General features: G+C 53.6%; 13 protein-coding genes. 3 read left to right on the top strand and 10 right to left on the bottom strand.

The features are described from left to right. Nucleotides 1-17: 17 nt before the first annotated feature. The gene (locus A936_RS14240) at nucleotides 18-911 is read left to right on the top strand and encodes a LysR family transcriptional regulator (protein WP_008458978.1); all 894 of its coding nucleotides are present in this window, start codon (nucleotides 18-20) and stop codon (nucleotides 909-911) included. A gap of 34 nt (nucleotides 912-945) precedes the next feature. On the opposite strand, the gene A936_RS14235 is transcribed toward A936_RS14240, so the two are convergent. The 3 genes from A936_RS14235 to A936_RS14225 all read right to left on the bottom strand — a co-directional run bounded on the left by A936_RS14235 (nucleotide 946) and on the right by A936_RS14225 (nucleotide 4,608). Then, on the bottom strand, nucleotides 946-1,935 hold the full coding sequence (locus tag A936_RS14235; RefSeq protein WP_008458976.1) for an aldo/keto reductase: 990 nt from the start codon (nucleotides 1,933-1,935) through the stop codon (nucleotides 946-948). Between the two features lie 25 nt (nucleotides 1,936-1,960). Further along, nucleotides 1,961-2,812 (bottom strand): aldo/keto reductase, encoded by an 852-nt coding sequence (locus A936_RS14230; RefSeq protein ID WP_008458974.1) that lies wholly within the window; start codon nucleotides 2,810-2,812, stop codon nucleotides 1,961-1,963. Nucleotides 2,813-3,885: 1,073 nt separating this feature from the next. Then, complete coding sequence (locus A936_RS14225; protein ID WP_008458971.1) at nucleotides 3,886-4,608, bottom strand: CDP-diacylglycerol pyrophosphatase; 723 nt, start codon at nucleotides 4,606-4,608, stop codon at nucleotides 3,886-3,888. A 463-nt stretch (nucleotides 4,609-5,071) separates the two neighbouring features. Here A936_RS14225 and A936_RS14220 point away from each other — a divergent pair, with 463 nt between their 5' ends. Continuing rightward, nucleotides 5,072-5,350 (top strand): cystatin family protein, encoded by a 279-nt coding sequence (locus tag A936_RS14220; RefSeq protein ID WP_008458969.1) that lies wholly within the window; start codon nucleotides 5,072-5,074, stop codon nucleotides 5,348-5,350. A gap of 69 nt (nucleotides 5,351-5,419) precedes the next feature. Here the strand turns inward: A936_RS14220 and A936_RS14215 are convergent, their stop codons facing one another. The 4 genes from A936_RS14215 to leuC are packed head-to-tail and all read right to left on the bottom strand — an operon-like array spanning nucleotide 5,420 to nucleotide 9,344. Further along, entirely contained in the window at nucleotides 5,420-6,355 is a 936-nt protein-coding gene (locus A936_RS14215) for a LysR substrate-binding domain-containing protein (RefSeq protein ID WP_008458967.1), read from the bottom strand. A 19-nt stretch (nucleotides 6,356-6,374) separates the two neighbouring features. Next, a complete protein-coding gene (locus A936_RS14210; RefSeq protein WP_008458965.1) occupies nucleotides 6,375-7,298 on the bottom strand; it encodes an alpha/beta fold hydrolase in 924 nt (307 codons plus the stop codon). A gap of 6 nt (nucleotides 7,299-7,304) precedes the next feature. Beyond that, entirely contained in the window at nucleotides 7,305-7,919 is a 615-nt protein-coding gene (leuD, locus tag A936_RS14205) for a 3-isopropylmalate dehydratase small subunit (protein WP_008458963.1), read from the bottom strand. After that, the gene (gene leuC, locus A936_RS14200) at nucleotides 7,920-9,344 is read right to left on the bottom strand and encodes a 3-isopropylmalate dehydratase large subunit (protein ID WP_008458961.1); all 1,425 of its coding nucleotides are present in this window, start codon (nucleotides 9,342-9,344) and stop codon (nucleotides 7,920-7,922) included. Between the two features lie 303 nt (nucleotides 9,345-9,647). Between leuC and A936_RS14195 the strand changes: the two genes are divergently transcribed. Then, nucleotides 9,648-10,973, top strand: a complete 1,326-nt coding sequence (locus A936_RS14195) for a glycoside hydrolase family 10-like protein (RefSeq protein WP_442892832.1) — start codon at nucleotides 9,648-9,650, stop codon at nucleotides 10,971-10,973. Between the two features lie 50 nt (nucleotides 10,974-11,023). Here the strand turns inward: A936_RS14195 and A936_RS14190 are convergent, their stop codons facing one another. The 3 genes from A936_RS14190 to A936_RS14180 form a co-directional block, all read right to left on the bottom strand. Continuing rightward, the gene (locus A936_RS14190; protein ID WP_034809284.1) at nucleotides 11,024-11,584 is read right to left on the bottom strand and encodes an RNA polymerase sigma factor; all 561 of its coding nucleotides are present in this window, start codon (nucleotides 11,582-11,584) and stop codon (nucleotides 11,024-11,026) included. Between the two features lie 5 nt (nucleotides 11,585-11,589). Beyond that, entirely contained in the window at nucleotides 11,590-12,066 is a 477-nt protein-coding gene (locus A936_RS14185) for a hypothetical protein (RefSeq protein WP_008458955.1), read from the bottom strand. 79 nt (nucleotides 12,067-12,145) lie between these two features. After that, on the bottom strand, nucleotides 12,146-12,700 hold the full coding sequence (locus A936_RS14180) for an NAD(P)H-dependent oxidoreductase (protein ID WP_008458953.1): 555 nt from the start codon (nucleotides 12,698-12,700) through the stop codon (nucleotides 12,146-12,148). Between the last annotated feature and the right edge of the window lie 57 nt (nucleotides 12,701-12,757).

The raw sequence follows: 12,757 nt of genomic DNA, 5'->3' as shown, positions 1-12,757 counted from the left end.
CCATAAGGAAATCGTCGATGCTAAAAGAAAACTTCAACGAACTGCAAATCTTTCTTGTGGTGGCAAGGGAGCGAAGTTTTACCAAAGCAGCGGGTAAACTGGGGGTTTCTCAGTCTGCACTCAGCCACGCGATAAAGGTCCTGGAGGAAAGGCTGAATATCCGCCTTCTGACCCGCACGACCCGAAGCGTTGCTCCCACAGAAGCCGGGGAGAGAATTATTGCCTGCCTTGAACCCCGCATTGCCGATCTGGAGCAGGAACTGGAATCACTGGTTCAGTTGAACGGCACCGCCTCCGGCAATATCCGTTTATCTGCCGGGGAGCATGCCGCGCGAAGTGTGGTATGGCCGAAGCTAAAACCCTTCCTCAGGGAATATCCAGAAATTAATCTCGAACTGGTGGTTGATAACGGCTTTGTCAATATTGTTGAGGGGCGTTTTGATGCCGGGATACGCCTGGGTGAAAGCGTGGATAAGGACATGATTGCGGTAAGAATTGGGCCGGATATGAGAATGGCTGTGGTAGGGGCGCCGTCTTATTTCGCTGAAAATCCTGCACCTGAAACGCCGCACGAGCTACAAAATCATCGGTGCATCAATATGCGTCTGCCGACAGCCGGTGGGCTTTACCACTGGGAGTTTGAGAAGGAAGGGAAACCGTTACGGGTCAGAGTAGAAGGGCAGGTAACCTTTAATCTGCAGGCGGAACGAATTGATGCGGCGTTATCCGGTTTTGGTATCGCCTGTATACCTGAAGACAGAGTGCAGGAGTATATAAAGGCAGGAGAGCTTATTCAGGTTCTGCAGGACTGGTGTCCATCTTTCCCCGGATATTACCTCTACTACCCGAGCCGTAAGCAGCATCCGCCCGCTTTTGCGCTGATGATTGATGCACTTCGCTACCAGGAATAACGGGGCCGCCAATTTCAGCGGCCCCGTCCGGGTATTAACGGCCCACTCGAGCCTGATGTTCAGGGGAGTATCGTTCGCCGACGATTTTAATGGTTTCAAGCGCCTGCGTTATCTGACGTGAGTCATCCTGCGAAAGAATGATGTCGGCAGCCCCCAGGTTTTCCTCCAGCCGGTGCAGTTTGGTGGTACCAGGGATAGGAACAATCCACGACTTTTGTGCCAGCAGCCATGCCAGCGCGATTTGCGCGGACGTCACGCCTTTCTCTGCCGCCAGCTCACCCAGCAATAAGACCAGCTTTTCATTGGCTTCAATCGCCTGCCCGGCGAAACGCGGCACGGTGCTGCGGTAATCATCCTTAGCAAAAGTGATTCCTGGCTTAATTGATCCCGTCAGGAAGCCTTTGCCTAATGGGCTGAAGGGAACGAAACCAATGCCCAGTTCTTCCAGTAATGGCAGGATCTCCTGCTCAGGCTCGCGCCACCACATTGAGTATTCGCTTTGTAGGGCAGTGACAGGTTGTACGGCATATGCACGACGAATGGTTTGCGCACCGGCTTCGGACAGGCCGAAATGTTTAACTTTGCCTTCAGCGATCAGGTCTTTTACGGTACCTGCAACATCTTCAATTGGGACATCCGGATCGACACGATGCTGATATAGCAGATCAATAACATCAGTCTTGAGACGGCGTAACGATCCTTCCACAGCTTCACGGATATGCTCCGGTCGGCTGTTTAAAATCTGTTGCTTGTTGTCTTCGCCAAAACTAAAACCAAACTTGGTGGCGATAACCACGCGGTTACGAAACGGTTTTAAGGCTTCACCGACAACCTCTTCATTAAGGAAAGGGCCATACACTTCAGCGGTATCGAAGAAGGTGACGCCACGTTCAACCGCAGCGCGAATGAGCTCGATAGCCTGTCGGGTATCGGTCGCCGGGCCGTAGCCGTGGCTTAAGCCCATGCAACCAAGCCCAAGTGCGGAGACTTCGAGTCGGGATTGACCCAGATAACGTTTTTGCATTGAATGAATACCTCTTTATCGCGGCTTAAACATCAAGTTGGCGGCCAGTCAGCCATTCCACCATTGCCGGGTCACGGTGAGAGAAGAAGGCGCTGGTTGCGGTGTCGAGGGCGGAAATTTGCAGCATATCTTCAGCGCTGAGTTCAAAATCGAGAATGTTGATGTTCTCTTCCATACGTTCTTTGCGCACAGACTTCGCCAGTGAAATGATGCTTCTCTGGAAGATCCAACGCAGCACAACCTGGCCCACGCTTTTGCCGTACTTCTGCCCAATTGCCGTTAGAACGGGATGCTGGAACAGACCATTTTTACCCTCAGCAAACGGGGCCCAGGCTTCCGGCTGAATGCCACGGCTTTGATTCCATGGAACGGCATGCAGCTGCTGGTTGAAGGGGTTAACTTCAATCTGGTTCACCGCAGGGATAACTTTGTTGAAGGCGATAAGATCGGCCAGTCGGTCAGGATGGAAGTTGCTGACACCGATAGCGCGAATTTTGCCTGCCTGCTGCAGTTCTTCCATAGCACGCCAGGCTCCATGGACATCGCCGTAAGGCTGGTGAATCAGGTACAGGTCAACGTAATCCAGCTGCAGTCGATTCAGGGAGCGTTCGAATTGGGCTTTAGCGCCTTCGTAATTCGTATCATGTAGCCAGAGTTTGGTTGTGACAAACAGTTCGCTACGGGAGATTCCAGTTTGCTTCAGAGCGTTCCCGACCTGGGTTTCATTCTGGTATGACGCGGCGGTATCGATCAGGCGGTATCCCGTATCGATAGCATCAATAACGGCTCTTTCGCATTCAGCGGCATCAGACATCTGAAACACACCAAAGCCAACCAGGGGCATTTCAATCCCGTTGTTCAGTTTTACCGTTTGCATGACGTAATCCTTCAGCTGTTGTGTTGGAAAAGCATAACGCAAACTGATTTATTCGATTAGATGGGATAATCAGCTAGGGTTTATTAGATGTGTTCATTAAAGAGAACGATCGCCTCAAGAAGCTACTCGCCGAAGCCATGCTGGTAAAGAGGCGCTACAGGTGGCTTTGGGCCGAAAGTACTGACGACAGATCAGAAGCGGGAAGCATAACGTCCGGTAAGTAGAAGATGGGGGATAGGTAAGTGTATGATTAGTCGTGGTCTGTGGCCGGTTATGAACTCAATGAGTAATGAATTGAATTTAACATAATATACATTATGCGCACCATTAAGGCGTTAGAGAGAATCCAGCATTCTGGCACAGGAAAACCCGGCCATCAGGTCTCGGTCCACCAGAACGACTCTGGTGAAGCTGCCTCGCCGGATTAGCTCCAAACCTGTCATCATGACTGCGCGTGTACCGGCAGAGAAAGCACCGAAAAAACCTGTGAATATAAGTAACGTAAATAGCAATATGCAAGCTAATAACAGTTTATATTTATGGGTGTATTTGAGTGTTGTACTGATTATTGCATTGTGTATGCTTGCCTTTATTTACTGGCCATAAGCTTCTTGTCGGCTTTCCAACTTATAACGGCGTTATATTGCCTGCCCAGGATGACATGCGATGGTCTCCCCTCGTGCATGGGGCCTTGACTATTGCTCCATTATTCATTGACATTTTCTTGATGTATCTCTGACATGCTAAGAAAAATTCATATGAGGTGGGAGACGTGCTGATGTATCGAAAATTGATGTTTTGGGTATTAGTATTATGTTCTATAGCTGCGCTAAGCGGCTGCGTATCCCTTTTTTAAGTGCCAGAGAGACTATGAAATCGTTAATTACCCTGATGGTATATTCATCTATTTTTGCACTTACCGGATGCTTGTCCGTTGGCACCCACCTGTTTACTCGATAGCCATCGCGGCGCAGACGTGCTCTTTCTAATGGGATCTAATTATCATGATCCCATTAATGCTTATGCCTTACAACATTCAGGTTGTCCGATCCCGACATTACTCATATGGCACATCAGCGGGAAGATATGGGCGGTAAAATGGCACACTCTTTATCCAGTAGCGCTTCCACCGAGGCCCGGTTATTGCGATCCCAGCCTCGCTTCGTGGTGAGCAAAATAAACCCTTTTTGATCGCCGTAAGCGGTTGGAATGACGGCCACGCCCCACTCTGCCAGCTGTTCCGGCGATAAATGAAAATAGCTGGCGACGCTGTGAACAGGGTCAATTCCCATCACCGTCGGCTGCATCACCCGTCTCGCATACCAGGTGTAGCGCAGGAGTTTATCGGGCAAGGGGCGCCATTCTTCCGTGATAAAGGGACGTTCTGCCAGCATCTGACGCCTGACGTCTTCCCGCAGACAGGTCAGATGAATATGAAGCTGGTTTTGGCTGCGGCCATAAGCCGAGTTAAGCGCCAGGCCAAGTTTATCGTCGGGAATTGGGCCGCCATACTGCCAGTCTAAAAGACGACGCATAAGCCAGGCATAGCCGAAATAGTCCGTGCGCCCCGCTGCTGCCAGCGCCGGGCTTTCAATGCCGGTCATCTTTGCTGTGGGGACAAGAATAAAATGGTAGAGGTAGCGCGGGTTCTGGATAACGCTAAAACCCTGGGCCTTCCCTTCAGGCATATAGATCTGCTGGCACGGCGCCGGGTTGCTAGTATGCTGATAGTTAGTCATGCAAACCTTATCGACCACGCCCCACAGCGCGTCCGAACGCGCGCAGCCCACCAGCATAAAGATCCCTGTCAGGATTGCCCCCCGGAGGAAACCGACATTAACCTTCGCGGCTATTCCATTCATTTGCATCATCTCTGCCCCGCTATGCACGGCCACAACTCGCCGCCGGCGGGGAATCATAACGTTTTATTGCAATGAAAACAGCTCAATATGAAAATAAACAGCTATTATATTTTTTATATTATGTATTAAATAATGCCTGCATATATTTATTAGCCAGACCGCCAGTGAAAATATTAAAAAACTTTAATGCTGAGTGTTTTTTATTTTTAGTTAACTACTTCGTCAATTTAAGGGAGGAAGATATTAAATTGCATAATGGCAATATAACTTGCAGGAAAGGCATCAGGCAGCCATAGATTAACAGGATCAAATGGATTCCAGAAACCAATATAAAATATATGGGGCGACATCCGAAAAGCCAAACGAGTAGGAAATATTTCACTGTTGAGGTATCACTATGTCGGAACAACAAACGCTGCTGCCTGGCGGCTGGACGGCTTATCATCCGCTGACTGCTCAGGACCGAAAAGTGTTCGAAGAGGCGCTCAACGGGCATCTGGGCGTGGATTACGAGCCACAAAAGGTAAAAACCCAGGTCGTGGCCGGAACAAACTACCGCTTCCTTTGTGAGGCTTCGGTCCCGCCGTCTACGGCCGTCTGGGAAGCGATAGTGGAAATTTATGCGCCATTACCGGGACAGGGCGCCCCGCATATTACTCAAATTATCAGAATTTAGTTTCTCGCTTTTTCTACACTCAGCCTGACAACATCAACCTGTTTACTGGCAGGTTGATGTTGAATAATTTCACGCTAGTTTCACCGGTGGAAAGCGCTGGAAATAATCCACCAGAAAATCAATGCAGACCTTTAACTTCGCAGAGCCGCTGGTGCGGTTGGAATAAACCGCCCAAATATTGGCGGGCTGGTGCCAGTCGGGCAAAATCTGCACCAGCTCACCGCGGGCAATATAGCGCTGCACTTCCCATTGGGAACGCAAAATAATGCCGTGACCCTTCAGCGCCCAGCTTAATACCACGCTGCCGTTGTTGGAGGAAAGCTGGCTGCTGACGTGAGCCTGCACGCTTTCCTCGCCGTTGGTTAACGGCCACACACCGAACTGCGCGCTACGCTCCTGAATGACAAGGCATTTATGGGCTTTAAGATCGGCTATGTTTTCTGGCATCCCGTGTTTTACCAGGTAATCCGGGGCGGCGCAGAGTATGCGGTTGTTGGTGGAGAGCTGCCGGGTGATATACAGGTCTTTGATATCGTCACCCACGCGAATTTCTATATCGACGCCCTCTTCTATCAAATCAACGACTCTGTCCGTCAGCGTTAGCTTGATATTTAGCGCCGAATAGCGATCCGCCAGCGCCGAAAGCGCATCCGGCATATACGTTGAGCCAAAACCAAACGAGCAGCTCATCTGAATATTGCCTTCCAGCGTGTCCCGCCAGGCGGCAAGCCCTGAGACAAAATCGCCCATGCTCTCCAGCACCGAAAGCGCACCGCTCAGCGCCTTATGACCGTCGGCCGTTAAATGAATCGCGCGGGCACTGCGGTGGAACAGCCGCATCCCCAGGCTTTTCTCCAGCAGCGCGATGCGTTTGCTGACATAAGACGGAGACAGCCCCAGCTCCGCCGCCGCGTTGGCAAAGCTTTCTTTGCGCACCACGGTGACAAAGACATTCAAATCTTCAACAAGCGGCCAGGCGGCGCGTGGGGTTTCGTTGGGGCTCATCGGTATGCCATCTTCTGCGTCAGGTTAAGAAAGGCATAATAGCGCTCAGCAGCACATCAGGACACTCCTCTTGCGGACTGTGCCCGCAGGGCATGGCCCGCCCACGAACGTCCAGCGCTTTTTCCTGCCAGGTCGCGGGGACATCATACAGCTGGCCCACGGTGCCTTTCTCCCCCCATAACACCAGCAAAGGGCTGGTAATGCGCAGATGCTTGTCGGCTTCATCATCCTCAAGGTCGATAGTGGCCGAGGCGCGGTAATCTTCGCAGATGGCCCGCAGCGTATCGGGATTCTGGTAACAGCGCAGGTACTCGGCAAACGCTGCAGGTTCCGTTGCGCCTGGAGTTTTAAGCTGGCCATCAATATGTTTACGCAGGAAAAACGCCGGATCTGCGGCGATCATTTTTTCCGGCACAGGCGAAGGCTGGATCAGGAAAAACCACCAGAAATAGCGGGTAGCAAAAGTTTTGTCCGTCAGCGCATACATGGTTGCCGTCGGGGCGATATCAATAAAAATGCTGCGCTTAACCTGAGCCGGGTAATCCAGCGCCAGGCGATGCCCGACACGCGCCCCGCGATCGTGCCCCATAAAAGCAAAACCGTCCTGGAAACCGAGCCGCGCCACCAGCAGGACAATATCTTTCGCCATCTCTCGTTTGGAATAGCGGCGGTGAACTTCGTCGCTGGCGGGCTTAGCGCTGTCGCCATAGCCGCGGATGTCCGGCATGATGACGGTGAAATGCTGTGCCAGAACCGGCGCGATTTTACGCCAGGTCACGTGGTTTTGCGGGTGGCCATGCAGTAAAACTAACGGTTCACCCTGTCCTCCCACGGCGGCGCGCAGGGTAATCCCGTTTTCCAGCGCCACGTCCATGAGCTGAAAACCCGGGATAAAGGGTGATTCGCCCCTGTCGCAAATAAAGTCAGCGTTCTCTTTCATCATTGAAAATTAATCCTGAGTCAGTAGCCACGGATGCGCAGCAAAATGGCGCTGTTCAAACTCGCGAATCTCCTGCTGAAACTGCAGCGTGTAGCTGATGGCATCGTGGCCCTCAAGCAGCATATGCTTTTTCAGCTCATCGACCGTAAAGGCAATATCTTTGCCCTCCACGCCGATCTGCTGCCGGGCGAGATCGACAGTAATGCGGTTAGCTTCAGGATTGTTTGCCGCCTGCGCCAGCCGCTCGATATCCTCCGCTGGCAGCGTCAGGGTCAGCACGCCGTTACGCTGGCAGTTGTCGTTGAATATCCCGGCGAAGCTGGTACCGATCAGCGCCCGTATGCCAAGTTGACGTAACCCCCAAACCGCGTGTTCACGGCTGGAGCCGCAGCCAAAGTTAGGGCCAACGATAAGAAACTGCGCGTCCCGCCATGCGGGCTTGTTGAGGATAAACTCAGGATTCGGTGAGCCGTCGGTCAGAAAACGCTGGTCGAAGAACACGCCTCGGTCCAGATTGTTACGATCGATACCTTTCAAAAACTGCTTCGGCATAATCACATCGGTATCAATGTTGGCTGCCATCATCGGTGCAGCCACGCCGGTGACGCGGTTAAAGGGTTCCATTTACGCCTTCCCCTGCTGTAAATACGGACGGACATCGGTGAGATGACCAGCTACTGCCGCCGCCGCGACCATGGCTGGACTCATTAAATGCGTTCTGGCCCCGGCCCCCTGGCGGCCAGCGAAATTACGGTTGGTGCTGGAGGCGCAGCGGTCACCCGGCTGCAGCACATCTTCGTTCATCGCCAGGCACATAGAGCAGCCTGACTGCCGCCATTCAAACCCGGCGTCGATAAAGATTTGAGCTAAACCTTCTTGCTCGGCACGGGCGCGAACCTGCGTTGAGCCCGGCACAATAATTCCCCTCACGCCCGGCGCTATTTTTCTGTCTCGCAGCACCTCGGCAACCGCCCTGAGATCTTCAATTCGCCCGTTGGTGCAGGAGCCAATAAATGCATGGGTAATCGGAATTTGGCTCAGCGGCGTGCCTGGCGTGAGTCCCATGTATCTCAGCGCATTTTCAATGTCACGGCGTTTAGCCGCATTAGATTCACTGGCAGGATCGGGCACATATTCAGTGATGCCGCCGCCCTGGTCCGGGCTGGTACCCCACGTCACACGAGGCGTTAAGTTAGCGCAGTCGAGCACAGCTTCTTTATCAAACACCGCGTCAGCATCGCTGTAGAGCGTTCGCCAGTATTTCAGCGCCTGTTCCCACATCTCGCCTTTGGGTACACGCGGTGCCGGTTTGATGTAGACATAAACTTTTTCATCAGGTGCCATAAAAGCACCCCTTGCTCCGGCTTCGACCGCCATATTACAGATGGTCATCCGCCCTTCCACGCTAAGCGCATCAATGGCGCTGCCGCAGAACTCGATAGCAAAACCGGTCGCGCCGTCGGCACCAATTTCAGCGATCAGCAGCATGACAATATCTTTTGCCGTCGCGGCAAACGGCAGCTCACCGTTGACCGTCACGCGCAGCGTTTTTAGCTTTTTATAAGCTAACGTCTGCGTCGCCAGCATATGCTCAATTTCAGAGGTACCGATGCCGAATCCAAACGCGCCAAACGCGCCGTAAGTGGTGGTATGGCTATCCCCTGCGGCAATCACCATGCCCGGCAGCACGATCCCCTGTTCATGGGCGACGACGTGTTCAATGCCCTGGCGTGGATCCATTACGTCGAACAGCTCAAGGCCAAAATCACGGCTGTTGGACTCAAAGTAGCGAACCTGCAGCTCGCCGCCCGGATCGGTCATTTCTGGCGTACGCTCTGGCCGGGTCGGGTTAACGTGGTCCACGTTGAGCAGGATACTGTTTGGCTGCCAGACCTTGCGGTTGGCGTCACGCAGGCCGCTAAATGCCTGCGGGCTGGTGTATTCGTTGAGGATGGAACGGTCGATATACAGCAGGACATTGCCCTGGTCGTCCAGAGGGCGGATGACGTGGCTATCGATGATTTTATCGTACAGCGTTTTAGGCTTCATGACGGGTCACCTTGTTGCTCTCACAGCATAAAATAACGGCGTGCTGGCACGCAGATAAAAAATGAACAATTTCTACAGGGATAGTAGCAACCGGGTGATTAGGCTGTCAGTAAAGGCATGATGCACAAGCGTAATAGGATAAAACACGAAATGTGTTTTATTTATTGTGATGATAAATAAGGATTTTGATCGTAAGCAAGGTTAGTCCGCATCTGCTTTACTTCACGGCGTTAGAGATTGACTTGATGTCGAATAGTATGAAAATGCTTGTTGTTCACCGACTGGCAAAATCTGGAGCACATCATCGCCACTTCAAGCCGCTTCTTCTCTGCCGCCAGGGGCAAAAAACCTGGCGCGATACTTGCCGCCGCGCTGCTTCTGGCGAGCTGCGCCTCTAAACCGCCGGTTTCTCTCGTCACGCCCTTGCCGGGCACTAAGCCGAATGTGACGACCCCTTCACAACATCATGAGCCGATGCGTGGCGTCTGGCTGGCAACGGTTTCCCGTCTGGACTGGCCGCCGGTTTCATCCGTTAACGGCAGCAGCGCCGCCGTGCGCATCGGCCAGCAGCAGCAGGCGTTAAAAGACAAGCTGGATAAGCTGAAGTCATTGGGCATCAACACGGTATTTTTCCAGGTGAAACCCGACGCCACCGCCCTGTGGCCTTCGAAGATTTTGCCGTGGTCAGATATGCTGACGGGAACAATTGGCGAAGATCCTGGCTACGATCCGCTGCAGTTTATGCTCGATGAGGCGCATAAACGCGGCATGAAGGTACATGCCTGGTTTAACCCCTACCGGGTTTCTACCAACATCACGCCAGGCACAGTTGCCGCCCTGAACCGCACGCTTTCTCTGCAGCCCGCCAGCGTTTATGTGTTACATCGCGACTGGATAAAAACGTCCGGCGACCGCTTCGTGCTTGATCCCGGCATCCCGGAAGTGCGCGACTGGATAACCAGCATCGTCGCCGAAGTTGTTTCAAACTACGCCATCGATGGCGTGCAGTTTGATGATTACTTCTATACCGAATCACCGGGCTCTACGCTCAACGACAGCCAGACTTACAGAACCTACGGCCAGGGCTACGCGTCCAAAGCCGACTGGCGGCGGCACAATACTGAGCAACTTATCGAGCAAGTCGCACGCACCATCAAACAGCTTAAGCCCGGCGTTGAGTTTGGCGTGAGTCCGGCGGGCGTCTGGCGCAACATCTCCCACGATCCGGCCGGGTCTGAAACGCGCGGCGCAGCAGCCTATGACGAGTCCTATGCCGACACGCGTCTCTGGGTACAAAAAGGCCTGCTGGACTATATTGCCCCGCAGATTTATTGGCCTTTCTCCCGCAGTGCCGCCCGCTACGACGTGCTGGCAAACTGGTGGGCTAACGTAGTGAAGCCCACTCACACGCGTCTTTATATTGGGATTGCGCTGTATAAAGTCGGGGAACCTTCGAAGAATGAGCCAGACTGGACGGTGAGCGGCGGCGTGCCGGAGCTGAAAAAGCAGCTCGATTTGAACGACGCCGTGCCGCAAATAAACGGCACCATTTTGTTCCGGGAAAATTATCTTAACCAGCCCCAAACCCAGCAGGCGGTGAATTACATCAAGGAGCGTTGGGGGGAATGATAGGCTAAAAAAACCGGATCGCCCTTCCCTGGGCGGCTCCGGGGGCTGTCTTACTGACCAGCCAGGTCGTCATACACATTGCGCAGCCGGGTGCGCAGATACAGAACGGCTTTGTGTTTGCGGGAGAGCAGCGCCTGCACGGTGTCGCCGCTCTCTGCCGCCAGTTCCTTCACGCTATAGTCTTGCAGCTCGGTTTTGATAAACACCTCACGCTGCGGCGCTGGCAGCTCCGACAGGGCCGTCTCCAGCTCCTCCCACAGCAGTTGTTTCAGGTACTCGTCCTCCGGCGTTTGCGGGATCCCGAACAGCGTTTCGGCCAGCTCATCCTCCGGGTAATCGTCCTCTTCATCTCCGCCAAACCAGCTCGCCAAAGGCAGCTCGCGTTTTTTCCTTGCCCGGTCGGTCATTTCATTTCGGGCGGCACGGAACAGCCAGGCGGCGACGTTCTCCACCGGCTGTTCAACCTTCATAAGCTGGTAGCTGACTTCCTGCAGAATATCGTCGGCGTCTTCACGCCCGGCGGTTCTCCCGCGAATAAACGCTTTCAGTCGGGTGCGGCAGCCGGCCAGCGCTGCCATCAGTAGAGATTCCCCCACTATTCCGGCTTTCATCGTCGTCACTCAGCGTCCGGTTTTTTAGCGCTGTTTTCATCTGGCTGGACTGGCTGCACCGGCGGCTGAGGCTGAGGCTGAGGATGTGGATCCATTTTCTCATCCCAGCGGGAATGCCAGCCGCAGCGGTCGCGGTGACCAAAGCCAAATTTCTCGCGGCGATGCTGCATAAACTCTTCGCGCTGCTCCGGCGTCATTTGCATCCAGCGTTCGTGCATGCGGCGACGGGCTTTGCCAAACATGCCCGGGCGGAAGCCCAGGCCGCCGAACAGAATGCGGCACAACGCCAGCAGGCCTAAAGATTGCCAGAAGCCAATCTCTTTCACGCCCAGCAGGCCAGGCAGCACCGCATTCCACAGCGTCATCACGATCAGGCCGAGTGCGACAAACAATGCCACGCAGAGCAAAATCGGCTTACCCATGCGGTGGCCACAGAATCCACGGCGGCGGTGTTCATGTCGGTGCATATCAAAATCTCTCATTATGTTTACCTCAGTAAAGTCACGGCTAATCACTTGTGATGAGGTAGACGAATCAGCGCGAGAAATATTGCTAAAAAATTCAAAATTTATTTTCACGCCACCGGGTAAGCGCCTGCGCATACGCTTCTGCCTTCGTTTTCAGCCCCGCAGCATCGAGCTTATCGGCAGTGTAGACCACAAACGGGGTATGCCAGGTCAGGCCGCAGCGATTTGCCGTGGCCCGAAGGGGGGCTAACAGAGATTCGAGGGTAAAAAGATTACGGCCTCCGGGACGATAAGCTTCCTCCACGTTACCGGCGGTGACCGCCACATACAGCGGCGTTCCTTCCAGCTTTCGCCCCTCCTCCTCGTAATGCAGGTAGAACATCCGGGTCAGCACCGCGTCCTGCCACTGGCGCATAATGGCTGGCATGGAGTACCAGTGGATCGGGAACTGCAGCACAATGCGGTCGGCGGCAAGTAGCCGGGCCGCTTCGCGCTCGCCGTCGCGGTAAATGTCGATCCCGTCAGGATAAAGCGCCTGGACATCGACCACTTCAACGTGTTCAAGTTTTGCAACTTCTTGCGCCAGCGCGGCGTTGGCGCTGGAACGGGACAAATCCGGATGGAAAAGTAAAATCAGGGTTTTGTTCACGGGGCGTCTCCTTGGGTTGATGAGACGATAATGGCGAGGCCCAGAAAATTACTCCAA

It is taken from the genome of Enterobacter sp. Ag1, assembly GCA_000277545.1.
Classification (GTDB): Bacteria; Pseudomonadota; Gammaproteobacteria; order Enterobacterales; family Enterobacteriaceae; genus Cedecea.
This window is presented reverse-complemented; position numbering and strand designations above follow the sequence as displayed.

What these genes read in the sequence shown, in the direction of transcription:
- A936_RS14185 (WP_008458955.1), bottom strand. Translation starts at nt 12,066, where the DNA reads ATGAGAGATTTTGATATGCACCGACATGAACACCGCCGCCGTGGATTC.
- A936_RS14240 (WP_008458978.1), top strand. Translation starts at nt 18, where the DNA reads ATGCTAAAAGAAAACTTCAACGAACTGCAAATCTTTCTTGTGGTGGCA.
- A936_RS14225 (WP_008458971.1), bottom strand. Translation starts at nt 4,608, where the DNA reads ATGCTGGTGGGCTGCGCGCGTTCGGACGCGCTGTGGGGCGTGGTCGAT.
- A936_RS14190 (WP_034809284.1), bottom strand. Translation starts at nt 11,584, where the DNA reads ATGAAAGCCGGAATAGTGGGGGAATCTCTACTGATGGCAGCGCTGGCC.
- leuC (WP_008458961.1), bottom strand. Translation starts at nt 9,344, where the DNA reads ATGAAGCCTAAAACGCTGTACGATAAAATCATCGATAGCCACGTCATC.
- leuD (WP_008458963.1), bottom strand. Translation starts at nt 7,919, where the DNA reads ATGGAACCCTTTAACCGCGTCACCGGCGTGGCTGCACCGATGATGGCA.
- A936_RS14215 (WP_008458967.1), bottom strand. Translation starts at nt 6,355, where the DNA reads ATGAGCCCCAACGAAACCCCACGCGCCGCCTGGCCGCTTGTTGAAGAT.
- A936_RS14210 (WP_008458965.1), bottom strand. Translation starts at nt 7,298, where the DNA reads ATGATGAAAGAGAACGCTGACTTTATTTGCGACAGGGGCGAATCACCC.
- A936_RS14220 (WP_008458969.1), top strand. Translation starts at nt 5,072, where the DNA reads ATGTCGGAACAACAAACGCTGCTGCCTGGCGGCTGGACGGCTTATCAT.
- A936_RS14230 (WP_008458974.1), bottom strand. Translation starts at nt 2,812, where the DNA reads ATGCAAACGGTAAAACTGAACAACGGGATTGAAATGCCCCTGGTTGGC.
- A936_RS14235 (WP_008458976.1), bottom strand. Translation starts at nt 1,935, where the DNA reads ATGCAAAAACGTTATCTGGGTCAATCCCGACTCGAAGTCTCCGCACTT.